Raw genomic sequence first — 22,717 nt, 5'->3', positions numbered from 1 at the left:
TTTACCGGTGAACGAACGTAACACCGTCTCGATCCCGGGCCACGGCAATCTCGCGCTACGCCTCCTGGACCGCATCATCGTCGCATCGGGTCGCCCCACGCTCTACGATTTCGAGTTCGATCGGACCCACCCGTGGTTTCTCACGGAGGACGAACGCGCGAACGACGCCACTCGTATCCGAGCGTGGACCGACGGCAACGATTGCCGACCGTTGGTCCACGGAGCCGTCTACTTCCGGGTGCTGAACGATTACCTCGATCGCGCCGGTCCGGACGATCTCGTGCTCTTCACCGACTGGCGCGGAGACTCGGAGCAGCTTCTGGTCGAGGGTGGCCCGACGGTCGAGCACGCGCTGGTGGACACCGCGAAACGTGGAGCCACCGTTCGTGGGCTGCTCTGGCGTTCCCATGTGGATTCTCTCGGATACACGGGGTCGAAGAATCGCGAACTGGCGCTGGCGCTCGAGGAAGTCGGAGGCGAGGTGGTCCTCGACCAGCGAGTGCTCGCCTTCGGGTCCCATCATCAGAAGCTGGCGGTGTTTCGCTCGAGCCGACCCGACGGCAACGTCGCGTTCGTCGGCGGGATCGATCTCGCCCGGTCCCGACGCGACGATCACCGGCACCACGGCGACCCCATCTCGCGAGCCTTCCCCCCGGAATACGGCGACACGCCGGCCTGGCACGATCTGCAGGTCGAGATCCACGGTCCTGCCGTACGCGACCTCGAGGACACGTTTCGTGAACGGTGGGAAGACCCCGCCGCTCTGTCGCGTCTTCCGTGGCACGTGGTGTCCGACTGGATCCATCGCACTCGGCGCGAACCGACGATCCTGCCGAACCCGCTACCGGATCCGCCCGAGACGGGCACGTGTTCGGTCCAGCTCCTGCGGACGTATCCGCGCCGACGGCCGAATTACCCGTTCGCTCCCGACGGCGAGCGCAGCGCCGCGCGCGCGTACGCCAAGGCGATCGGTCGGGCCGAGCGTCTGATCTACATCGAGGATCAGTATCTGTGGTCCGTGGACGTGGCGCGGGTCTTCGCCCGCGCACTGCGCCGGGCCCCGAATCTGCGCATGATCGTCGTCGTTCCGCGCTTCCTCGACGACGACAGTGACTTCACCATCCCGCCGGCGCTGCTGGGGCACGCCGCGGCGTTGAACCTGATCTTGGAGGCCGGACCCGGCCGCGTACAGATCCTCGACGTCGAGAACGAGGCGGGCGTTCCCATCTACGTGCACTCCAAGGTGTGCATCGTCGACGACGTGTGGGCGGCCGTGGGCAGCGACAACTTCAATCGCCGGTCGTGGACCCATGATTCGGAACTCACCGCCGCCATCGTCGACACCGAGCGCGACCCGCGAGAGCCGACGGATCCGAGCGGCCTGGGCGACGGCGCTCGGGTGTTCGCGCGCGATCTCCGGCTCGAGCTGATGGCCGAACACCTCGGGCGCGGGCCCCTCGCCGACGCGGACTGCAGCGACATCATCGACCCGGATCATTGTTTCGACACCGTCGCGAACAGTGTCGATCGCCTCGACCGGTGGTACGAGGATCAGCGGGTGGGCGAGCGACCGTCGGGCCGGCTTCGCCGTCACCACATCGAGGTCCCGGCCCGGTGGAAGCGTCGGCTTGCCTCGGTGGTCTACCGACTGGTGGTCGACCCCGACGGCCGACCGTGGCGGCTGCGTTTCACCCGGCGCTTCTGACGTTTTCCACTCTGCCCTACGGGTATCCGACGGGCATGGCGAAGACCGACGGGCAGGGCCGACCGATCGAGGACGAACTTCCGTCCACCCTGCGGAAGTCCGAGGAGAAAGCGCAGCGCACCTTCGCGAAGGCGCACGATTCGGCGGAGGAGGAGTACGGGGACGAGTCCCGTGCGCACCGCGTCGCCTACGCCGCGTTGAAGCACACCCACGAGAAGGTCGGCGACCACTGGGAGCCGAAGGACGAGGCAGGACCGTCGGACGAGCGCGCCGAATCCGGCGGTCCGAACCCCAGTGGTGCGAGTGCCGGTGGCGTGGACGCTCGGGCGACCAAGGAGCACCTGCTCGACATCGCCCGTCGCCTCGACGTCTCCGGTCGGTCCACCATGACCAAGGACGAGCTGGTCGAGGCCATCGACCGGGAGAACGCACGCCGAACCGCGAAGAACCGCGACTGACGTCCGGCGGCGTCCGCCGGACCGACTAGCGGAAGGCCTGGTGTCCGGTGAGAGCCTTGCCGATGGACAGCATGTGCATCTCGCTGGTTCCCTCGTAGGTCAACACGGACTCCAGGTTGTTGGCGTGCCGGAGCGGAGAGTACTCGAGTGTGATGCCGCTGCCACCGAGAATGGTGCGGCACTCGCGCGCGATGGCGATGGCCTCGCGGACGTTGTTCAGCTTGCCCAAGCTGATCTGATCGGGCGAGATGGAGCCGGCATCCTTGATGCGGCCGAGGTGAACCGCGAGCAGGAATCCCTTGCCCAGCTCCAGGGTCATGTCGGCCAACTTCTGTTGTGTCAGTTGGAAACTCGACAACGGTCGATCGAACACCTCGCGGGATCCGGCGTAGTCGATGGCGACCTCCAGGCTGTCCCGAGCGGCGCCGAGCGCGCCGTAGACGATGCCGAAACGTGCCTCGTTGAGACACGACAGCGGCGCGCCGAGGCTCGTCGCACCCGGTAGCTGCGCCGAGGCCGGCAGTCGTACCCCGTCCAGCACCAGTTCCGACGTGATCGAGGCCCTCAACGACAGCTTGTTGTGGATGACGTTGGCGGTGAACCCGGGGGTATCGGTGGGAACGAGGAATCCGCGGACGCCGTCGTCGGTCTGAGCCCAGATCGTGGCCACGTCCGCGAGGTTGCCGTTGGTGATCCACATCTTGGATCCGTTCAGGATCCAATCGTCGCCGTCCTGCTTCGCCCTCGTGCGCATCCCGGCCGGATTGGATCCGAAGTCCGCCTCGGTGAGACCGAAACACCCGATCGCGTCACCGGACGCCAGCCTCGGCAGCCATTCCTGCTTCTGTTCCTCGGAGCCGTAGCGGTGAATGGAGTACATCGACAACGAGCCCTGCACCGAGACGAAGCTGCGGAAGCCGGAGTCGCCGGCCTCGAGTTCCATGCACGCCAATCCGTAACTGACGGCATTGGTTCCCGCACATCCGTATCCCTCCAGATGCATGCCCATCAGACCGAGGGAACCGAACTCCCTGGCCAACTCGCGCGGCAGACTGCCCGATTCGAACCAGGCCCCGACCTCGGGCTTGAGCCGTGTCTCCACGAACTTCCGCACGGTGGCGGCGATGTCACGCTCGTCGTCCTCGAGCAGGGTGTCGGCCCCGAAGAGATCGAGCGGACGCACCGGGCCGGTAGGGCGGGGGGCGGTGGTGGCACTCATCTGTACTTCCTCACGGCTGGATGTCGGCGGTATCGTCACTTTCCTCGAACGTACCGAATGCCCCATCACCGGGGCGCCGAATGGGGTCGCGCGATCACGCCGCGATCGTGGACCCCACACCGGTGAGGATCATCGCCTCGCGCATGATCTCGGACCACACCTCGGGAGCGACGTCGTCGGCGATGGTGAATCGGTCCCACCACATCATGCGGGTGCGGTAGCGCTCGTCGGGGTACGCGGCGGGCGCGATGTTCTCGGCGACCCGCCCACCGCCGGACTCCCAGCGGCGCAGCACGTGGTCCGCCGCCGTGGCGAGGACGTAGCGGGCGCCCGTGAACATCATGGTGGGCAACGCGGTTCGCGACAACAGGGCGGACAGCGCAGCGGGGCGCTCGGCGGCCGGGTCCACCCAGGCCGACTTCATCTCGACCACGCCGTCGGCGATGCGGCTGTCGATCATCGCGGCCACGTCGGCGCGCGCGGCGTTGCCCTCCCATTCCACGAGTGCGTGTGACTGCGCGGACCCGAGGTACGGCCCCTGGCCACGGACGCCGGCGACGACACGTCCGTCGGCGTCGACCGCCGCGTAGAAGACCGCGGTGTCGAGGCCGTCCGCCACGGAGTCGACGTCGAGGGCGATCTCGACTCCATGGCGGGCATACGTCCGCTCCGCGCCACCGAGGTATTCGAGCCACAACGCCGGGTCCATGGCGGGTGTACTCATCACCAGGCGCGTCTCGCTCGCCGAATCGGACAAGGTGGACAGACCGCGGGGCAACAAACGGGTGGGAGTGGACGTGGACATGTCGGATCACCTTTCTCGAAACGGAAATGCGGGTCGTCGATTCACGAGACCGTGTCGCGGAGCCGAGGAGTCGCCGGGGAGCGACTCCACCTGTAGATTGTCCCGCCATTATCGGCGAAAAGCGGATCGGGACCGGATCATGGTCGATTATCCCGCCGAGTGACCTGCACTCGGTACCCTTTTCGTACTCGAAGGTAAGTTTGCTCGAGCACAATTTTGGCAGACGGCGTTCCTGAAAACCCACCTCCTGGTGAGATCTCAGTACAATAAATAAGACGAATTGGGATATTTACCGAAACGCATTTCCGGTTATGCGATGCGAAGCAAGCGAAAGGACCATTGGATATGGCCGAAAAGTCCCACTCCGCCGACACCGAATTCGCCGCGGACACCGACACCCGGACGCAACTCGAGCGCATGAAGGCCGGCGATCCCTACCGGGGCGACGATCCCGAGATCCAGGCACTGCACCGACGCGCCGTGGTGCTCATGGCCGAGCATTCGGAGGCGTACCCGCACCGACCGGACGAGGCAGCACGGATCGCCGGAGAACTCATGGGGCGGTTGGGAGCGAACAGCGTGGTCCGAGCCCCCGTGTTCGTCGACTACGGGTTCAACATCGAGATCGGCGACGACGTCTTCGTCAACTACGGCCTGATGGCTCTGGACGTCGGCCGCATCGTGATCGGAGACCACTGTCAGATCGGCCCGAACGTCCAATTACTGACTCCGACTCACCCCGTCGAGCCCGGCCCGCGACGCGACAAGGTCGAATCGTCGGAGCCGATCACCCTCGGGGCCAACGTGTGGCTGGGGGGCGGAGTCGTGGTGCTGCCCGGCGTCAGCATCGGTGACGACAGCGTCGTCGGCGCAGGGTCCGTGGTGACCTCCGACATCCCCGCCGGCGTCGTGGCCGTGGGTAACCCGGCACGGGTCGTGAAGGCCGTCACCGACGGCTGAGACGAGGCGTTAGGCCGACACGAGGTGTCAGGTGCGCGACGAGGTGTCAGGTGCGCGACGAGGTGTCAGGTACGCGACGATCGAATCGGCAGCAGACCGCCGAGTCGTCGACCCGATCGTGCGGCAGGTGCGCCGGATGCGTCGGCGAGCATCGCATCGACGGTGGCTTCGGCGTCGGACTTGTTGTCGCCGATCCCGCCGGTGGCACCGCGCTTCGCCCACCCCACCACGTACGTTCCCGGCACCACCGACCCCTCGGCGGTGACGACGCGGCCGTCCACGTTGGACACCGTGCCGAGGGCCTCGTCGAACGGCAGGCCGGGCAGCGGGGTGCCTCGGTAGCCGGTCGCCTGGAGTACGAGCTCGGTGGGAACGGACACCGTGTCCGTATCGGAGCCGATCTCGAGGGAGGTCGCTGCGCCGTCGCCCCGGACCGCGACGGGGGCTCGACCGAACGCGAAGACGATGCGACGCCCGTCGCTCGGCGGCGGGCCGTCGATGTCGACGATGTCAGCCCCCTGGAGCGCGGAGGCGGGCGCCGAGAGCGGAAGGGTGTCGATGGCGGCGAGCACCTCGGGACGTCCCGCTACCGCGACGGGCGTTCCGGGCCTCACCACGAGAGCCTGGCATTCGGACCGAGTGAACGCGGCGTGCTCGGGTCCGCGCCGAGCGAGAACGACCACGTCACGAACAGCGTTGGTGCGCAACGCCCGAAGAGCGTGAGGAGCGATGTCGGTGCCGGTCAGATCGGAGGCGTCGGACGTGAGGATCCGGGCCGCGTCGAGCGCGACGTTTCCGTTCCCGACCACCACGACGCGGTCGATGCCGTCCAGCGAGATCGCGTCCGCGGGGACGTCGGGATGCCCGGTGTACCAACCGACGAGCGTGCGCGCACTGACCATGTTCTGCGTGCCCACGAGCGGCAGCGACTTGTCCGCGTCTGCACCCACCGCGTACACGACGGCGTCGAAGCGACGCGCCAGTTCTTCCGCGGTGACGTCCACACCCACCTCGACGCCCAGACGCATCGTGACGCGGGCGTGGTCGAACAGTGCGCGGAAGTGCTCGCCGATGCGACGCGTGCTGGTGTGGTCCGGCGCCACCCCGAACCGCGCGAGACCGCCCGGTACCGGCAGTCGGTCGTAGAACGTGATGCGCGCGTCCGTCTGACGGAGCAATGCACTGGCGGTGTAGCAGGCCGCCGGTCCGGTCCCGACGATCGCGACGGAGTCGAGCGTGACCTCGGCGATGTTCGGAAGGGGGAACCTCGGTGCGTCCCACCCCGGCTCGACCGGCTTGTCGCGGTAGTAGTCGGCGTTGATCTCCGCGTAGACCTGTTGCGACGGCGCCAATCGTGACACCCGGGTGATGGCGTCCACGGGGCACGCATCCGCGCACGCCCCGCAGTCGATGCAGGACCGTGGGTCGATGTAGAGCAGATCCGTCTTGCCGAAATCGGGCTCACCCGGAGTCGGGTGAATGCAGTTGACCGGGCACACCGAGAGGCACGATGCGTCGTTGCAACAGTTCTGGGTGATCGCGAACGCCATGACCGGTCTCCGTACGTCAGAGCATGTGCAGGCGACGGTAGATCGCCGCCGCCGGCTTGGTGACCAGGCCGGCATCGCTGAGGAAGGCCATCAGGTGCTGGCTGCTGGTGCGCATCATGACGTGGTGGTGAGTGTTGGCCTTGGCCTCGCGCACGGCGCGGTCGGTGTCGAGACCCGCGGCGGCGTAGACGTCCTTGTTCACCATGTTGGACACGATGACTCGCGCCGCGATGGCGATCAACAGGGCACTGGCCTTGCGGTGCGCGGTCCCGATGCCCTCCATGCGCTCACGCATCTGCTGACGCGCGAAGGTCATGTGGCGCGACTCCTCGACGACGTGGATCTTGCTGGTGGTGCGCACCAGCGGCAACACGTTCTCACCGCGCATCCAGTCACGTTGCATGACGTCGAGCACTTCCTCGGCGACGAGAATGCCGCCGTACGCCGCTTCCGACGCCGCGACCGACTTGAAGCCGCGTCCCAGCTCGACGCTGAGCCGGCCCGGGATGTAGGACTTGATCCCCATCTTGGTGCACGCACGCGCGAACATGAGCGAGTGGCGGCACTCGTCGGCGATCTCTGTGAGCGCGAACTGGAAGTCCGAGGTGGACGAGTCGCTGCAGTACTGATCGCGCAGCACCATCTGCTGCAGGATCATCTCGAACCAGATGCCGGTGCTCATGATGGAGCACACCTCGTGGCGTGTGAGAGTGACCCGCTGCTCCTCGGTCATCTCCTTCCACAGATCGGTGCCGTAGAGGGTGCTCCACTCCGGATTGAGTCCGTAGAGGGACGGGTCCAGGTCGGCGTCCCAGTCGACCTCTTCCATGGGGTCGTAGGAAAGCTTCGCGACCGAGTCCAGAAGGCGAGCCGACACGTCTTCGGTGTCGCCGTCCAGTTCGATGGTGCGGGATTCGACAGTGCTGGTCATGGCGGAACCCTTCCGTTGCGGCTGACGTCCGGACTAACTGTGAAAGACAGTATCAGGTACTCGCGGTAACGGGCCAGAAAAGCAGAGAAAGTCGACGACCAGGTGCGCGGTGAGAACGAGAGGGTCAGAGCGCCGGTGTCAGGCGCCGGTCGTAGGGCCCGTCGGAACGTCCGACGGCAGGTCCGACGGCAGGTCCCCGAGCTCCAGGTGGGCCAGCACCCGCGCCTCGTCGGCATCGAGACCGAACGATCGAACCAACTGCTCCGCGGCATCGTCGATGTCCGTGGGCGCCACCGACTCGGGATCCCGAAGCCACTGATGCACCAAGCCCAGCAGGCACCCACCGGTGATCGCGGTCGCCACCTCGACGTTGGCGATGACGAAGCGGCCGCGGGCCACCGCCGCCGTCAGATCACGGTGCGCTCGCGGACCCAGACCGGTCGGCGAGTCGAGCAGCGCGAACCCGGAACGATCGATGATCTCCGCCCCTTGCCGCGAGGAGACCGCCGCGCGGGCCGCCTGCCGAAACGAGGACAGGAAGACCTCGGCCGGATCCTCGGACGGGAGGACGACGGCGTCGAGCCAGTCCCCCAACTGCGAGACGATGTCGTCCAGAACGGCCGCGAACAACGCCTGCTTGTCCTCGAAATGGTTGTAGAACGAGCCGAACCCCACGTCGGCGGCGTCGGTGATGTCCGCGATGGTCGCGGTGTGGGAGCGGCCCTCCGCCGCCATGGCGCGTGCTGCGTCGAGAAGAGCCTGTCGCGTCCGCGCCTTGCGCCGTTCGAGCCTGGATTCCGGCTTCGCGGTGTCCGGCGTCGCGCCTGCTGCGTCCACCGTCGGAGTATAGGTCGGGCCGCAGTCCGTCTCGTCGCGCGTGCCCGCCGACACCGACCCTGCTCACGCGACGGCGCCCGCCTTCTTTCTGCTCTTCGCTCGATAGAGGTCCACGTCCGCCTCGGCCAGGATGCGACCGATCGCGGCGTGCACGTCGGTGTGGCGGTCGATGGCGGTCGACGACCGTCCGACGCTCACCGAGATCGGCGAGGTCCGCAGAACCACCGTGAGGTCGTCGACGAAGCGCCGCACGTCCGTCGCCACGGATGCAGCGGATCCCGCGAAGATGCACACGAACTCGTCACCGCCCGTCCGCGCGATGGCGCGAGCGGACGGCGCGAGCGCGGACACGTGTCCCGCGAACTCCACGAGCGCTTCGTCCCCCGCGAGATGCCCCCGTCGGTCGTTGATGTGCTTGAAGTCGTCGATGTCCATGCTCACGACGGCCACCGAGTCGAGGTTCACGGGGTCCCACGGCTGCTCGTCCAGAAGTCGCATCCGGTCGAACAGTCCACGCCGATTCGACAACCCGGTCAGCGGATCGAGCAGAGCGGAGTCCGCGCGAGAGCTCAACTCCATCACGTGGGTCACCACGATCACCGGCGTGCAGAACATCAGCAGCATCGTGAGGCTGTGCGCGGCGATCACCCAGCCACTCCCGGCGTCGCTGCCGGCGGCGCGCACGGCCAGCGCGCCCAGGAACAGGACCGAGAAGACCATGTGAACCGCGGACACCCGGATCGAACTGGCGACCGCGGCGAGGACGGCGACCACGGCGAACAGCACGGTGCCTCCGATCGCCATCAGATGCTCGACCTTGAGCCAGAGGGAGACCGCGATGGTGATGTCGGCGTACGCGACGAAACCCACGATCACCGACCGACGCGGCCACTCGCCCACGAACCAGACCAGCGAGACCGGGATCGACGACGCGGCGATGGCGACCACGATCCACACGCCGACACCGCTGTACTCCTCGGCCGACACCGCTGTACTCCTCGGATGGAGCGCTCAGCAGTCCGATGGCCCCGATGACCAGAGTGGCCGCACCCACCACATATTGCGTCAGCCGTCCGAGCGTCGCGCTGCGGTGTGGATGCGGTTCGTTCCGGCGATCGACCGCGAGCGCGCGAATGCCGCGCCTCGCCGTCGCCACGTGACGTCGGAAATTCTGCACACGCACTCCCCGGCTGGTCGACAGCGACGAACGAACCCCCCGGTCCACAAATCACGGTAACAGGAAATGGTCCCCATGTCGGGAATCCACCGAAGAAAAGCGACAAAGGATTGCTTTGCGCCGTGCGCTGCCGTGCGTCGTCAGCGACCGGCGAGCGACCGGCTGATGACCAGCCGTTGTATCTGGTTGGTGCCCTCGAAGATCTGCGTGATCTTGGCGTCGCGCATGTAGCGCTCGACTCGGAAATCGCGGGTGTAGCCGTACCCACCGAACACCTGCACGGCGTCCGTCGACACTCTCATCGCGGCGTCGGTGGCGACCAGTTTCGCGATCGAGGCCTGGCGCGAGTAATTCGATCCGGCGTCACGGCGACGGGCCGCGTCGAGGTAGGTCGCTCGCGCCGACTCGACGGCCGCGGACATGTCGGCCAACAAGAAGCCGAGGCCCTGATGATCGATGATCTTCTTTCCGAAGGTCGACCGCTCCTCGGCGTACCGCACGGCGTCGTCGAGCGCGGCCTGCGCGATGCCGACGGCGACCGCGGCGATTCCCAGCCGACCCGCGTCGAGGGCGCTGAACGCGATCGACAACCCTTGGCCCTCGGCGCCGATCCGACGCTCGGTCGGCACGAAGACACCGTCGTAGTGCGCCGCCGTGGTGGGCACGGCATGCAGTCCCATCTTCTCCTCGGGCCTACCGAAGGTCAGACCGTCCGCGTCACCGGGAATCAGGAAGCAGGAGATGCCTTTCGACCCCTCTCCGGTGCGCGCGAACAGGGTGTAGAAATCCGCGCGTCCACCGTGCGTGACCCATGCCTTGGACCCCGTGATGCGATACCCCCCGTCCACCGGGACCGCCTTGCACTCGAGGGCGGCGGCGTCGGATCCGGCCTGCGGTTCCGACAGCGAGTAGGCGCCGATCGTGGTCCCGCTCATCATCTCCGGTAGCCACGTCCGTCGCTGCTCCTCCGTACCGAAGGCCATCAGCGGATAGCACGACAGGCCGTGCACGCTGACGGCCACGGCCACGGCCGCCCAACTCGCACCGAGTTCCTCGAGCACCTGCAGATACACCTCGTAGGGCTGCTCACCACCGCCCCACTCCTCCGGATACGGGAGGCCGAGCAGCCCCGCCTCCCCCAACGTCGCGAAGAGACCCTCCGGGTAGGTCTCTCGGCGCTCGTGCTCGTCCACGATGGGATCGAGGACCTTCGCGACCAGGTCACGGGTCAGCTGAACGAGGGCGTGGGCCTCGTCGGTCGGCAGGAGTCGGTCGACGGTCATCGGATCCTTCGATGTCAGGGTGGCAGTACTGGAAACGCTCCAGCAGTACTACCGACAGTACTGTAACGACGCGTTGAGTACCATCGATCCGTGACCACCGGTGCGAACGTTCATGCGACCCCTCGACGAACGGAGTTGTTCGACCAGGTCACCACCCTCTTTCTCGCGGAAGGATTCGCCCACCTCACCCTGGAGGCGATCGCCTCCCGGCTTCGGTGCTCGAAATCCACCCTGTACACCCTGGCGAACAGCAAGGACGACCTGGTTCGTGCCGCCGTCGTGCACTTCTTCATCGGCGCCACGGCCGATGTCGAGGCCGCCGTGGCGAGAGAGCACGACACCCGATCGCGCATCTTCACGTACCTCGATGCGGTCGGCGCCGCCCTGGCACCGGCAACGGCGTCGTTCATGGAGGACGTCGCGGCGTTCGCGCCCGCTCGCGAGATCTACGAGCGCAACACCGGCCTCGCGGCGGATCGCATCCGCGGATTGCTTCTCGAAGGCTCGGCCCGCAGCGATTGCGGCCTGAGCGATTCCGAACCCCGTGTCCACGTCGACTTCGTCGCCGACGTGGTGGCCTCGTCCATGGTGCGCATTCAGTCCGGCGAGATCCGCGCGCGCACCGGTCTCGACGATTCGACCGCTTACCGCGAACTCGCGCGGATGGTCACGACGGCGACGGAGGGCGGGGACTGCCGCTAGTCGTCGGCCGCGAGTTCACGGGTCGCCATGCCACCACTGCCACCGGAATCGGTCGGTCCCGGCCGGCCACCGCGGGGTTCGTCACCGCGGGTTTCGTCACCGCGAGATTCGGCGCCGGACGAGTCCGAACCTCGGTCGGCGTCATCGGCGCTGTTCGAGTCGGAGGGATCGGCCGTGGCTCCTGCGTCGGTCATGGTTGCCGGATAACCGTTCGTCGGTCTCGCCAACCCGGCAACACCTACAGTGTCCTGCGTGACATCGCCGGGCACCCACCTCGTCGCCCGCACGGCGGCGGTTCTTCGCGCCCTGGCCGCGTCGATGCCCGACGGCCGCAGCACCACCGAGGTCGCCCGCGTGGCGGGGCTCGCTCGCCCCACGGCGCATCGACTCCTGATGTCCCTGTCGCGCGAGGGGTTCGTCGATCGGCACGAGCCCACCGGAACCTGGTACCTCGGCCCGGAGATGTACCTGCTCGGCTCGGTCGCGGCGTCTCGGTACGACGTCACTCACCACGCCCGGCCCAGCCTGCGCCGCCTCGCGGACGTCACCGGAGAGAGCGCCTTCCTCTCGGCCCGACGCGGTGACGAGACCGTGTGTCTCATGCGCGAGGACGGCAGCTTCCCCATTCGCTCGTTCGTTCTGTACGAGGGTGCGCGCTTTCCCCTCGGCGTCGTCTCGGCCGGTCTGGTGATCCTGTCGTTCCTCTCCGCTCGGGACATCGACGCCTACTTCGGCCGCGTGGACCCCAGCGCCGAGTGGGGACCCGGGCACGCGGAGGCCGCCGTCCGTGACCGCATCGCCCGCACTCGCGAACACGGATACGCCGTGAATCCGGGCCTGGTCGTCGAGGGCAGCTGGGGCATGGCGGCCGCGGTCTTCGATGCGCAGGGCGCGCCCGCGTGGGCGCTCACGCTGACCGGTGTCCAGTCCCGCTTCGCGGAGGATCGCATCCCGCAGCTCGGCCGACTGCTCTTGGACGAGGCGCACCGGTTGACCACCGCACTGTCCGCGCGGACGGGCCCGGGCGGACCGTCCGAGGCCTGAATCCGTCACCGACCGAAACTGCTGCACCCCACCGGCGCCGGAATCCCGGCGAGACGTTCGTCCAGCCACCGGAACGCCCCGAACGCGCCACTGCCGGCCACGATCGCGTGCTCGCCGACGTACTCCTCCAGTCGTACCGTCGCTCCGCGGGCGCACCACTTGTCGTACACCGCTTCCGGTCCCTCCTTGGGGATCCAGAATTCCTGCCGACCGTGATACATGAACACCGGCGCCGTGGGAGTTCCACCGTCGCCGAGCCGGTTGTCGTCGGCGACGGCCCGCGCGATCGGCGAATCGAACGCGGTCGGCGTGGCGGACAGAGATTCGATACGAATCGGAGCCACCAGTCCACCCGGTGCGAGCCCGGCGATGCACAGATCCTTCGACAGTCCCGCGAGGCGCCACCCGTCGTCGTTGTAGAGCGGCAACATCTCCGGGTACTCCCGGGCGACCCCCATGGCCGCCGCCAGGAACACGGTCGACGCCGCCGTACCGTTCATCGCCTCACGCAGAAGGTCGAAGTCGGTGGGAGTCCCGCCGAACGCCGCCCCGACGATGTTCAGTTCCGGCGCGTACGTCGGGGCCTGCTGCACCGCCCATCCCGACGCGATGGCCCCGCCGGAGTACCCCGTCATCGCCATCGGCGCGGCCCGATCCAGGCCGGTGGCATCGCTCGCGACGGCGCCGCGCAGCCCGTCGAGAACGGCATGAGCCGCCATACGCCCCGCCGCGTAGGCGTGGCGCGGCCCTTGATGATCGGTCACCACCACCGCGTATCCACGGAACAGCAGCTGCTGGACCGGTGCGATCTCCGGAGCGATCCCCCGCTGCATCGTCCAGGACGGCTCGCACGTGGCGCCGAGCGAATCGATCGCCATGTTGTACGCCACGACGGGCCGTGGCCCCGGTTTCGTCCACGGCGCGGTGGGCACGAGGACACTGGTGACAACGGCGGCCGGGCGGTTCTTGGCGTCGGTCGATCGCACCAGCAACTGGGTGGTGGTCACCGGCGTCACCAGCGGTCCGACGGTCACCGACCGCGTGTTCAGCACCGTTCCGGGGGTGGACGCCTCGTAGCCCGGGGGCGGGACCACCCACGGGTCGTTCAGCGGAGTCGCCGCGATGGACTCCGCCGTCCGCGGCGGATCGAGCAGATCACCGATCGGGTCCGCGGTGGCCGGCGATGCGGTTCCCAGTGCGAGAACCGCGATCACGGCTGCGACTCGCCGTGCCGTTCGGTCTGGACGGTGCCTCCGTGCCCGCCCTCGCTGTTCGCTCCAGTACTCGGCCACGAATGAACCCCCCGTTTTTCCCCGCCGAGACGAACCCGGCCCCCTGCCGCGAGTCTAGGGACGATGATCAGCGAGACCAGCGAAACCGCACGCACCCGCCGGTACGGTGGTCACCGTGCGCAATCTCGAAACGACCTGTTGCGCACCCGTCCTGTGACCTGGTCGACTCGAGGCCGCACTCACCACGGAGGAGCAGCGCCATGACCAGCCTCGTACCCACCGATCGCGCCTCGATGGACGGGAGCCGTGACGAGCTCCACGAGATCGCCGAGCGCGTCCTGTGGCTCTCGACGTCGATGATCCATCACGCGAACCGCGTGCGTCCCAATCCGTCCGGCATGAAGGTCGGCGGCCACCAGGCGTCCTGCGCGTCGATGGTGTCGATCATGACCTCGTTGTGGTTCGAGCAGCTGCAACCGGGAGATCGGGTCTCGGTCAAACCGCACGCGTCGCCGGTGCTGCACGCCATCAACTACCTGCTCGGTGAGCTCGACGAGAAATACCTCACGACTCTGCGCTCGTTCGGCGGTCTCCAGTCGTACCCCTCCCGTTCCAAGGACCCGGATCCCGTCGACTACTCCACCGGATCGGTGGGAATCGGTGCGACGGCGCCCATCTGGGGCGCGATGTCGCGCCGTTACGTCGAGACCAGCTTCGGTGGGGCCGGCACGGGTAGGCAGTACTCGCTCGTCGGAGACGCCGAGCTCGACGAAGGTGCGGTGTGGGAAGCCATCGTCGATCCCGGCGTCGCGGAACTCGGCGAGGTGGTCTGGATCGTCGATCTGAATCGGCAGTCCCTCGACCGAGTGGTGCCCAACATCGCGGCGCGGCGGCTCGAGAAGATGTTCGACGCGGCCGGGTGGCAGGTCATCACCGTCCGCTTCGGTCGTCTCCTCGAGGACCTGTTCGCCCGCACCGGTGGCGACGCCCTGCGTCGTCGCATCCTGGACATGCCGAATGCGGAGTACCAACGACTGCTCCGCTGCACGGCCGACGAGGTGCGCACTCGGCTTCCCGGCGGCGGTCCCGACGCGTCGGCCGTCGCCGAGCTGATCGCCGACCTCGACGACACGCTCCTCGTCGAGTCGATCCGCAACCTCGGCGGACACGATCTCCCCGCGCTCCGGGACGCCTGGTCACGCATCGAGGACGACCGCCCCACGGTGATCATCGCGTACACCGTCAAGGGATTCGGACTCCCCACCCAGGGTCATCCGCAGAACCACTCGTCGCTGTTGACCGCTCAGGAGTACACCGAGCTCGCGGCCACGCTCGGAACCGACCCCGATGCTCCCTGGGCACGGTTCGACCCCGACAGCGCGGCCGCGACACTGTGCACCGACGCCGCGAACAGGTTGCGGCGCAAGGATATACGGGTACAGAGCCCACCCGCCGTGCCCGAAGATTTCGGCCGCACCCCCAAGGGCACGGCGACCACTCAGGCCGCCCTGGGGCGAGTGCTCATCGATCTCACGCGGGAGGCCCCGGACGCCGCGGAGCGCGTCGTCACGGTCAGTCCGGACGTCAGTTCGACCACCAACCTCGGCGGGTGGGTCAACAAGGTCGGAGTCTGGTCCTCGCGGGAGCGTCGGGACTGGTTCGACGACGACGCGCAGACCATCATGCACTGGCGAGAGGACCCGTCGGGCCAGCACATGGAACTCGGTATCGCCGAGACCAACCTGGTCGGTCTGATGGGCGAGCTGGGTGCCACCTGGAGCCGGTGGGGTCAGCCGTTGTTCCCGATCGGCGTCATGTACGACCCGTTCGTCGAGCGCGCACTGGAGCCGTGGTCCTACGGGATGTATGCGGGCGGGCAGTCCATTCTGGTCGGCACCCCGTCCGGGGTGACGCTCGCCGCCGAGGGCGGCGCGCACCAATCGATCAAGACGCCCTCCATCGGACTCGAGCAGCCCGGGTGCATCACCTACGAGCCCGCCTTCGCCATCGACGTGGAATGGTCCCTGCTCGCGAGCATCGCGAAACTCGGTCGGCCCGAGGGCAGCTCGGCATACCTGCGGCTGTCGACCCGGCCGATCGACCAGTCTCTCGCGGCCGTCCCGAGCGACCCCGCAGCCCGCGAACGACGACGCCGTCAGGTGGTCGCGGGCGGGTACCCCCTCGTCCGCCGAGACGACGCGGTGGTCACCGTGGTGTCGATGGGCGCAACGATGTCCGAGGCCCTCGCGGCCGCCGAACGGCTGGACGGAATCGGGGTCGCCGCGGACGTCCTGTGCATCACGAGTCCGGGTCTGATCTTCGAAGCGCTACGGGCTCGGCAGGGGCACGGGGACGCCTCGACCTGGATTCTCGACCAGCTGCTGCCCGCGGACCGGGCGACCCCGATGGTGACGGTCCTCGACGGTCACCCGCACACGCTCGCCTTCCTCGCCACCGTGAACCGGGTACCGGCCACGACGCTGGGGGTCAGCGGTTTCGGTCAGGTGGGATCGCTCGAGGAGGTCTACCGCTACCACCGCATCGACACCGACTCCATCGTCGGTGCCGCACTGGACGTTCTCGGGCGCTGAGACTTCACGGGCGCTGAGACCTCTCTCACGTCCGATCCGATCCGTCGGCGCCCCGGCGCCGAAGGTTACGAAGAGCCATGTTCTTCGATGTGGCTCGGACGCGAACCAGCAGGGGGATTCATGAAGCGTGGCCTACGACGTGCAGCGGCGACCGTCGCCGCGGTGATGATCGCGACGGTCGGTGCGGGCCTCTCGTCCGGCGCGACCGCGGGGGCGGACCCGTTCGGTCCACTCCCGACCGACGAGCAGGCGTATCTGCCGACGCCGCTGGGCGATCCGTTCTTCGACGCACCGCCGGACTTCGCCGCGGCCTCGCCGGGAACCGTGTTCGGCACGCGCGGGGTCGCCATCCCGAACCTGCGTACTCCCGTGACCTCGAGCCAATACCTGTTCCGGTCCACCGATTCGAAGAACCGGCCCATCGTCGCGGCGACCACCCTGGTGGTGCCGACCGCACCGTGGGAGGCGGGCCCGCGCCCGGTGGCCGTCTACAACCCGGCGATCAACTCGCTCGGCAACACCTGCGCGCCGTCCTACACGCTGCCGCGCGGAAGCAACGCGGACTCCACCGCCGCCGTGCAGAGTCTGCTCGACCGCAACTTCGCCGTGGTGGTCACCGACTACCAGGGTCCGCGTCAGGCCTACTCGGCCGGCCGCGTCGAGGGGCACACCATCCTCGACTCGTTGCGCGCCGTGGTGAACGATCCCGCGACCGGCCTGGCCCCGGATTCCCCCATCGGCATCACCGGGTATTCCGGAGGCGCCATCGCGTCGGGCTGGGCGACGCAGCTCGCACCGTCGTACGCGCCCGAGCTGAACATCGTCGGTGCCGCGTTCGGCGGAACCCCGACCGATTACACCCTGCTCCGTGACTCGCTCGACGGACGCATCGGATCGGGTCTCTACCTCGCGGCCACCGCGGGACTGTCCCGCGAGTACCCCGAGCTTCGTCAGTTCCTCAACGACAACGGCCGCCGGGTCGCGTTGGCGCAGCGGGATCTGTGCGGGGACGTGCTGACCGCGAGCGGCCTGTTCCAGCTGCGGCAGTCGACGCTGCAGAACGATCCTGGCGCCTTCGACAACCCGGTCACGCAGCGCGTCATCGCCGAGAACCGCATGGGCGCACTGACTCCCACCGCGCCGACGTACCTCTACCACGGACTGCAGGACGACCTGATCCCCAAGCTGGGTGCGGAAAACCTGTACGACGAGTGGTGTGACGCCGGCGCCTCGGTCCGGCTCGAGGAGATCCCGGGCGATCACGATGTCGCCTCCCGCAACGGTCAGCCGGTCGCGTTCGCCTGGTTGGCGGATCGGCTCACCGGCATCCCCGCCGCGCCGGGATGCAGCAGCGTCGGACGCTAAGCTGGTTGGACGCCGAACCGGTCGGACGCCGAGCCGGGCGGAACCGAGCTTTCCGACCCGCCCGGCTCAGCCCTTCTCGGTGACGGCTCGTTCGAGCGCGTCCAGAGACCGGTGCAGGAATCCCCGACCGAACGGCGGCAGCGCGGGAAGGTCGGCGCGCGTCTGCGGCGGGGTTCGTGACCAGTCGTAGGTCAAGGTGACCGCGGTGCCGCCGTCGGTGGGTTCCAGACGGTAGTGCCACGTCCACCCGCCGGTCTGCAGTCGACCCTCCTCGCTTGTCGTGCCGGGCATCCACGCGATGACGCGGTCGGGTTCGAACTCGGTGACCTCGTTGTGCATCACGTAATCACCGCCGAGCATGTCGAGGTGCATGTTCATTCCGAACACCTGCCCGACGGCGGTGATCGGTGCGGCGTCGATCGCGTCGCGCACCCAGTCCCCCGGCTCGGTGTCGTGATGGCGTGACGGGTCGGCCAGCACCGCGAAGATCACGTCCGGCGTCGCGGGGACGACGTGAGTGACGACGAGTTGCTCCGCTCCCGACGGTTCCTGTGACATGTGGGTCTCCTTCACCTTTCGACAACGTCTTCGTCCGATCACAGCACTGTCCGATCACAGCACTGTCCGATCACAGCACTGTCCGATCACGGCACCGTCCGGCGGGCGACGGCGACCGGGCAGTCGCGTGGCGGACTGCGACGCCGCCGACGCTACAGTGGCAGGGCCCCGGGCAGGTCCGGGACCGTTGTTTACCGCGTGGAGAGTTGTTCGCCGTGAGCTGGATCCGTATGAACGACGTCGCGAAGACGTACGACGGTCGAACCGTATTGCGCGAGATCTTCTTTCGGCTGAGCGACGGTGACCGCATCGGACTCATCGGGCGCAACGGCAGCGGCAAGACGACACTGCTGCAGCTCCTGCTCGGTCGCGAGGTTCCCGATTCCGGCACCGTCGAGGTCACCGAGGGCGCCCGCATCGGGTACTTCTCCCAGTTCTCCGAGCTCGACGGCAACCGGTCGATCCAAGCCGAACTGGAGTCGCTGTTCGGCGACATCCGCGTCCTGGAAACGGAACTCACCGAGGTCGAGCAATCCCTCGGCGGTGACATCGACGAGGCACAGATGTATCGCCTCGTCGACCGGCAGGCCGAGCTCCTCGACGCGATGGAGGCCGGCGGCGGCTGGACGTATCACCAGCGCATCGACACCGTGCTGTCCATGCTCGGGTTCGACGCCGACCGACGCGAGCTCCCCGTCGACAAGCTCTCCGGCGGATGGCGCAACCGTGCGGCGCTCGCGCGCATTCTCCTCGAAGCCCCGGACGTGCTGCTCCTCGACGAGCCCACCAACTTTCTCGATGTCGCCGGCATCGCGTGGCTCGAGCGGTGGCTCCGCGACTTTCGCGGCGCCCTCCTCGTCGTCTCGCACGACCGACATTTCCTGGAGCAGGTGGCCACGTCCATCGTCGAGGTCGAGAACAACCATCTGCAGACCTACGACGGCACCTATTCGGACTACGTTCAGCAGAAACAGTTCCGGCTCAAGAATCTCGAACGCGAGTACAGCAACGAGCAACAGCTGCTCGCCTACGAGCAGGATGCGATCACCGATCGACGCGAGGCGATCAAGAATCCGTCGGGGGTGCTGAAGCGACGGCTGGCGAACGTCAAGAAGAGCAAGAACCCGCGCCCGGTCGACACCATCATCACGAACATCTACGGCGGGCTGCACGTACACGATGATCTGTGCGTCGTCGACGGTCTGTCCAAGGGGTTCGGGGGTCAGCAGCTGTTCGAGGACGTCTCCTTCGAGATCCACCGTGGTGATCGGATCGCGATCACCGGACCCAACGGCTCCGGCAAGTCGACGTTGCTCGACGTGCTGATCGGCGCGCAACCGGCCGATTCCGGCACCGTCAAGTGGAAGACCCGGTCACCGTCCTTCATCCACTACAACACCGTGCTGGATCGTCTCGATCTGCAGGACACCGTCACTCACGCGGTCAACGCGATGCCGGACAGCCTGGCGCTCACCGCGACCCGCAAGGACGTGAACCGGTTTCTCACGCTTCTGCAGTTCTCGGAACTCGACCAGAAGCAGCGCATCGGAACTCTTTCCGGTGGTCAACGCGCTCGCGTGGCGCTCGCCCAGTGCCTGCTGTTCGGTGCCGGAGTGATCGTCCTCGACGAGCCCACCAACCATCTCGATCTGCCGAGCACGCAAATCCTCGAGCGCGCGCTGACGACGTTCCCCGGTGCGGTTCTCTTCGTCAGCCACGACCGGTTCTTCGTGGAGAAGGTGGCGTTCCGCCAGATCTCGTTCGACGGAGTCGGCGGGGTTCGCCAGCGGGCCGGTGTCGAGATGAACTGACGGCAACTAGCCTTCATGCATGGCTCTCGATCATGGTGACCCCGGTGACGCCCCGTCCGTTCCGGCTCCGCTCACGGACGTCGTCGACGACCGTCGGCCCACGGCCGCCGAGGAATCGCGGACTCTGGCCGCGGGATCCAACACGGCGACACTCGCGAGCCTGACGGCGGACGGTGATCCGTGGGCGTCGTTCGTGACCTACGGCCTGCTCGACGGACAGCCGGTGCTCTGTGTGTCCCGGATGGCCGAGCACGGCCGCAATCTCGCGACGGATCCGCGAGCCAGTCTGGCGATCGTCTCGGATTCCGCCACCACCGATCCCCTGGCCAGCGGCCGGGTCACGATCGCCGGCGTGGTGGAGAGGCCGGACGGCGACGAGTACGACGCGGCGAGGCGCGCGCACCTCGACGCGGTTCCCGCCGCCAAGTACTACGTCGACTACAGCGATTTCTCGCTCTGGGTTCTCCGGGTCAAGCGGGTGCGGTGGGTCGGCGGCTACGGCCGCATGGACTCCGCGACGGCCGCCGAGTACGCGGCCGCCGCTCCCGACCCGGTGCAGCCGGCCGCGCGCGGCGCCGTCACCCATCTCAACGACGACCACGCGGAGTCGCTCGCACTCATGGCGCGACACCTCGGTGGGTTTCCGGACACCACCGACGCGGTGTGCACCGGAGCGGACCGTTACGGACTCGACCTGCGGGTGACCACACCACGCGGGATCGCCTACACGCGGGTCGGGTACGGGTCGCCGATCGGCTCGGTGGACGAACTACGTTCGGCCACCGTGGAATTGGCGACGCGGGCCCGAGCGCTGCGGGGGTGACCCGACGCGAAACGGCTCAGCTCACCGAGGCGTTGCGCTTGGGAAGCTTCCAGTCGGGGCGGACGAAGTGGCAGGTGTATCCGTTCGGGATGCGCTGCAGGTAGTCCTGGTGCTCCGGCTCGGCCTCCCAGAAATCTCCGGCCGCGTCGACCTCGGTGACGACCTTGCCCGGCCAGATTCCCGACGCGTCGACATCGGCGATGGTGTCGAGAGCGACGCGCTTCTGCTCGTCCGAGGTGTAGAAGATCGCGGACCGGTAGCTTACGCCGCGGTCGTTGCCCTGACGGTTCTTCGTGGACGGGTCGTGGATCTGGAAGAAGAACTCGAGAACGTCGCGGTAACTGGTCACGGTGGGGTCGAAGACGATCTCGACGGCCTCGGCGTGCGTGCCGTGGTTGCGGTACGTCGCGTTCGGGACGTCGCCGCCGCTGTAGCCGACGCGGGTGGAGATCACGCCGCGCTGCTTTCGAATGAGTTCCTCGACGCCCCAGAAGCATCCGCCCGCCAGGATCGCGGTCTCGGTGGCAGCGGCGGAGTTCGGTGTGGCGGAGTTCGGTGTTGCTGTGTCGGTCATCGTCTCTCCTTCGTCACGCCGACGCAGGTGCGTCGGGGGATCTGACTGGTGAACGTCCGGACGCGGATCGTTGTTCCACTCACGCCCGTTCCACTCAAGCGCCGTTTCCACTCACGCGCCGTTCGACATCAGCACGGCGGCGCTCGCATCGTCGATGACCAGGTCCGTCACCAACCCTCCGCGCAGTGCGGCACGCAGCCCGTCCATCTTCGACTCCCCCGCCACGATGCACAGCCGTCTCGGCACGGCCGCGAGGCGATCGAGGCCGGGTCCGCTCGATCTGTCGTTCAACGCGATTCGGTCGTAACTGCCGTCCGCGCGCAGGAAGACCGTCGCGATGTCACCGACCACCCCGTCGCGTTCGAGTTCGATGCGGTCGGCGGGTTCGAGGTAGCCCGCGCTGTAGACGTGACTCGGCACGGCACCGCGGACGGCGCCGACGCTGAACACGGCGAGGTCCATCCGATCCTGGAGATCGAGGACCCGTTTGATGCTGCGTTCCCGCCACAGCAACCGCCTGGTCTCGGGGTAGTCGAAAAAGGCGGGAACCGGAAAGCCCTGGGGCACGGCCCCGTACGCGTCGGCGAACGATTTGATGATGTCGGTCGCGTAGGAAACTCCGGTGGTTCGAGTGTTGGCGGCGCCGTTGAGCTGGACCACGTAGGAGTTGAACGTTCGCTTGGGAGCGAGACGCCGGGCGACGGCACTGATGGTGGTGCCCCACGCCACCCCGGTGACGGTGTCCGACTCGACGAAGGACGTCAAGAGCCGGCCCGCGAAGACCGCGACCCGGTCCAGGCGTTCGAGTTCGTCGACCGACTCCGACACGGGGACGACGTGTGCACGGATGTCGTACCGATCGGCGAACGCCTGCTCGATCTCGGGAGCGCGGCCGAGCGGTGTGCTGATGGTGATCTCCACCAGTCCCGAGTCGCGAGCGAAGGTGATGAGTCGGGACACCGTCGAGCGTGAGATTCCCAGCTCATGACCGATGGCGGCCATGGTCATGTCCTGGAAGTAGTAGAGCCGCGCGGCACGGGTCGCCTGACCGATCCTGAGGTCGGAATCCGACGATCGCCCCGTGGTCACCGC

The 22,717-nt window shown here is 67.6% G+C and carries 21 protein-coding genes; 9 read left to right on the top strand and 12 right to left on the bottom strand.

The window, feature by feature from the left end:
- Positions 1-7: 7 nt before the first annotated feature.
- Together ACY466_RS07885 and ACY466_RS07880 are read left to right on the top strand one after the other, a co-directional pair.
- The gene (locus tag ACY466_RS07885) at positions 8-1,705 is read left to right on the top strand and encodes a phospholipase D family protein (RefSeq protein WP_463251363.1); all 1,698 of its coding nucleotides are present in this window, start codon (positions 8-10) and stop codon (positions 1,703-1,705) included.
- Between the two features lie 35 nt (positions 1,706-1,740).
- Positions 1,741-2,163 (top strand): ChaB family protein, encoded by a 423-nt coding sequence (locus ACY466_RS07880; RefSeq protein WP_463251360.1) that lies wholly within the window; start codon positions 1,741-1,743, stop codon positions 2,161-2,163.
- A 25-nt stretch (positions 2,164-2,188) separates the two neighbouring features.
- Here ACY466_RS07880 and ACY466_RS07875 read toward each other — a convergent pair whose 3' ends face one another.
- Both ACY466_RS07875 and ACY466_RS07870 read right to left on the bottom strand, forming a co-directional pair.
- Positions 2,189-3,382, bottom strand: a complete 1,194-nt coding sequence (locus ACY466_RS07875; protein WP_463251357.1) for an acyl-CoA dehydrogenase family protein — start codon at positions 3,380-3,382, stop codon at positions 2,189-2,191.
- 94 nt (positions 3,383-3,476) lie between these two features.
- Complete coding sequence (locus ACY466_RS07870) at positions 3,477-4,187, bottom strand: hypothetical protein (RefSeq protein WP_463251355.1); 711 nt, start codon at positions 4,185-4,187, stop codon at positions 3,477-3,479.
- Between the two features lie 345 nt (positions 4,188-4,532).
- Between ACY466_RS07870 and ACY466_RS07865 the strand changes: the two genes are divergently transcribed.
- A complete protein-coding gene (locus tag ACY466_RS07865; RefSeq protein ID WP_463251353.1) occupies positions 4,533-5,147 on the top strand; it encodes a sugar O-acetyltransferase in 615 nt (204 codons plus the stop codon).
- A gap of 65 nt (positions 5,148-5,212) precedes the next feature.
- Here the strand turns inward: ACY466_RS07865 and ACY466_RS07860 are convergent, their stop codons facing one another.
- The 5 genes from ACY466_RS07860 to ACY466_RS07840 form a co-directional block, all read right to left on the bottom strand.
- The gene (locus ACY466_RS07860; RefSeq protein ID WP_463251350.1) at positions 5,213-6,697 is read right to left on the bottom strand and encodes an FAD-dependent oxidoreductase; all 1,485 of its coding nucleotides are present in this window, start codon (positions 6,695-6,697) and stop codon (positions 5,213-5,215) included.
- Between the two features lie 16 nt (positions 6,698-6,713).
- Positions 6,714-7,628 (bottom strand): AurF N-oxygenase family protein, encoded by a 915-nt coding sequence (locus ACY466_RS07855; protein WP_463251347.1) that lies wholly within the window; start codon positions 7,626-7,628, stop codon positions 6,714-6,716.
- Positions 7,629-7,766: 138 nt separating this feature from the next.
- Positions 7,767-8,465, bottom strand: coding sequence for a TetR/AcrR family transcriptional regulator (locus ACY466_RS07850; protein WP_463251345.1), 699 nt, complete (start codon positions 8,463-8,465; stop codon positions 7,767-7,769).
- A gap of 63 nt (positions 8,466-8,528) precedes the next feature.
- Positions 8,529-9,452 (bottom strand): GGDEF domain-containing protein, encoded by a 924-nt coding sequence (locus tag ACY466_RS07845; RefSeq protein WP_463251343.1) that lies wholly within the window; start codon positions 9,450-9,452, stop codon positions 8,529-8,531.
- 330 nt (positions 9,453-9,782) lie between these two features.
- A complete protein-coding gene (locus ACY466_RS07840; RefSeq protein WP_463251341.1) occupies positions 9,783-10,925 on the bottom strand; it encodes an acyl-CoA dehydrogenase family protein in 1,143 nt (380 codons plus the stop codon).
- A 90-nt stretch (positions 10,926-11,015) separates the two neighbouring features.
- Between ACY466_RS07840 and ACY466_RS07835 the strand changes: the two genes are divergently transcribed.
- The gene (locus ACY466_RS07835) at positions 11,016-11,627 is read left to right on the top strand and encodes a TetR/AcrR family transcriptional regulator (RefSeq protein ID WP_463251339.1); all 612 of its coding nucleotides are present in this window, start codon (positions 11,016-11,018) and stop codon (positions 11,625-11,627) included.
- On the opposite strand, the gene ACY466_RS07830 is transcribed toward ACY466_RS07835, so the two are convergent.
- Positions 11,624-11,821 (bottom strand): hypothetical protein, encoded by a 198-nt coding sequence (locus ACY466_RS07830; protein WP_463251337.1) that lies wholly within the window; start codon positions 11,819-11,821, stop codon positions 11,624-11,626. The two genes, ACY466_RS07835 and ACY466_RS07830, sit on opposite strands and share 4 nt — an antisense overlap.
- Positions 11,822-11,879: 58 nt before the next feature.
- Between ACY466_RS07830 and ACY466_RS07825 the strand changes: the two genes are divergently transcribed.
- Positions 11,880-12,671: an IclR family transcriptional regulator gene (locus ACY466_RS07825; RefSeq protein ID WP_463251335.1), complete on the top strand. Its 792-nt coding sequence runs from the start codon at positions 11,880-11,882 to the stop codon at positions 12,669-12,671.
- Positions 12,672-12,676: 5 nt separating this feature from the next.
- On the opposite strand, the gene ACY466_RS07820 is transcribed toward ACY466_RS07825, so the two are convergent.
- Positions 12,677-13,885 (bottom strand): lipase family protein, encoded by a 1,209-nt coding sequence (locus tag ACY466_RS07820; protein ID WP_463251333.1) that lies wholly within the window; start codon positions 13,883-13,885, stop codon positions 12,677-12,679.
- A 311-nt stretch (positions 13,886-14,196) separates the two neighbouring features.
- Here ACY466_RS07820 and ACY466_RS07815 point away from each other — a divergent pair, with 311 nt between their 5' ends.
- Both ACY466_RS07815 and ACY466_RS07810 read left to right on the top strand, forming a co-directional pair.
- On the top strand, positions 14,197-16,494 hold the full coding sequence (locus ACY466_RS07815) for a transketolase-like TK C-terminal-containing protein (protein WP_463252173.1): 2,298 nt from the start codon (positions 14,197-14,199) through the stop codon (positions 16,492-16,494).
- Positions 16,495-16,614: 120 nt separating this feature from the next.
- On the top strand, positions 16,615-17,859 hold the full coding sequence (locus tag ACY466_RS07810; RefSeq protein WP_463251331.1) for a lipase family protein: 1,245 nt from the start codon (positions 16,615-16,617) through the stop codon (positions 17,857-17,859).
- Positions 17,860-17,925: 66 nt separating this feature from the next.
- On the opposite strand, the gene ACY466_RS07805 is transcribed toward ACY466_RS07810, so the two are convergent.
- A complete protein-coding gene (locus ACY466_RS07805; RefSeq protein ID WP_463251329.1) occupies positions 17,926-18,417 on the bottom strand; it encodes an SRPBCC family protein in 492 nt (163 codons plus the stop codon).
- A 215-nt stretch (positions 18,418-18,632) separates the two neighbouring features.
- Between ACY466_RS07805 and ACY466_RS07800 the strand changes: the two genes are divergently transcribed.
- Both ACY466_RS07800 and ACY466_RS07795 read left to right on the top strand, forming a co-directional pair.
- On the top strand, positions 18,633-20,228 hold the full coding sequence (locus tag ACY466_RS07800) for an ABC-F family ATP-binding cassette domain-containing protein (RefSeq protein ID WP_463251326.1): 1,596 nt from the start codon (positions 18,633-18,635) through the stop codon (positions 20,226-20,228).
- 19 nt (positions 20,229-20,247) lie between these two features.
- Complete coding sequence (locus ACY466_RS07795; protein WP_463251324.1) at positions 20,248-21,051, top strand: HugZ family pyridoxamine 5'-phosphate oxidase; 804 nt, start codon at positions 20,248-20,250, stop codon at positions 21,049-21,051.
- A 16-nt stretch (positions 21,052-21,067) separates the two neighbouring features.
- Here the strand turns inward: ACY466_RS07795 and msrA are convergent, their stop codons facing one another.
- Positions 21,068-21,625 (bottom strand): peptide-methionine (S)-S-oxide reductase MsrA, encoded by a 558-nt coding sequence (msrA, locus tag ACY466_RS07790; protein WP_463251322.1) that lies wholly within the window; start codon positions 21,623-21,625, stop codon positions 21,068-21,070.
- A 111-nt stretch (positions 21,626-21,736) separates the two neighbouring features.
- Positions 21,737-22,714: a sugar-binding transcriptional regulator gene (locus ACY466_RS07785; RefSeq protein ID WP_463251320.1), complete on the bottom strand. Its 978-nt coding sequence runs from the start codon at positions 22,712-22,714 to the stop codon at positions 21,737-21,739.
- Positions 22,715-22,717 lie beyond the last annotated feature (3 nt).

It is taken from the genome of Rhodococcus sp. K11/5 (assembly GCF_055193735.1).
The sequence above is the reverse complement of the archived record's forward strand: the minus strand, read 5'-3'. Positions and strand labels throughout refer to the sequence as shown.

What these genes read in the sequence shown, in the direction of transcription:
- ACY466_RS07810 (WP_463251331.1), top strand. Translation starts at nt 16,615, where the DNA reads ATGAAGCGTGGCCTACGACGTGCAGCGGCGACCGTCGCCGCGGTGATG.
- ACY466_RS07855 (WP_463251347.1), bottom strand. Translation starts at nt 7,628, where the DNA reads ATGACCAGCACTGTCGAATCCCGCACCATCGAACTGGACGGCGACACC.
- ACY466_RS07860 (WP_463251350.1), bottom strand. Translation starts at nt 6,697, where the DNA reads ATGGCGTTCGCGATCACCCAGAACTGTTGCAACGACGCATCGTGCCTC.
- ACY466_RS07815 (WP_463252173.1), top strand. Translation starts at nt 14,197, where the DNA reads ATGGACGGGAGCCGTGACGAGCTCCACGAGATCGCCGAGCGCGTCCTG.
- ACY466_RS07875 (WP_463251357.1), bottom strand. Translation starts at nt 3,382, where the DNA reads ATGAGTGCCACCACCGCCCCCCGCCCTACCGGCCCGGTGCGTCCGCTC.
- ACY466_RS07870 (WP_463251355.1), bottom strand. Translation starts at nt 4,187, where the DNA reads ATGTCCACGTCCACTCCCACCCGTTTGTTGCCCCGCGGTCTGTCCACC.
- ACY466_RS07840 (WP_463251341.1), bottom strand. Translation starts at nt 10,925, where the DNA reads ATGACCGTCGACCGACTCCTGCCGACCGACGAGGCCCACGCCCTCGTT.
- ACY466_RS07805 (WP_463251329.1), bottom strand. Translation starts at nt 18,417, where the DNA reads ATGTCACAGGAACCGTCGGGAGCGGAGCAACTCGTCGTCACTCACGTC.
- ACY466_RS07830 (WP_463251337.1), bottom strand. Translation starts at nt 11,821, where the DNA reads ATGACCGACGCAGGAGCCACGGCCGATCCCTCCGACTCGAACAGCGCC.
- ACY466_RS07795 (WP_463251324.1), top strand. Translation starts at nt 20,248, where the DNA reads ATGGCTCTCGATCATGGTGACCCCGGTGACGCCCCGTCCGTTCCGGCT.
- ACY466_RS07865 (WP_463251353.1), top strand. Translation starts at nt 4,533, where the DNA reads ATGGCCGAAAAGTCCCACTCCGCCGACACCGAATTCGCCGCGGACACC.
- msrA (WP_463251322.1), bottom strand. Translation starts at nt 21,625, where the DNA reads ATGACCGACACAGCAACACCGAACTCCGCCACACCGAACTCCGCCGCT.
- ACY466_RS07880 (WP_463251360.1), top strand. Translation starts at nt 1,741, where the DNA reads ATGGCGAAGACCGACGGGCAGGGCCGACCGATCGAGGACGAACTTCCG.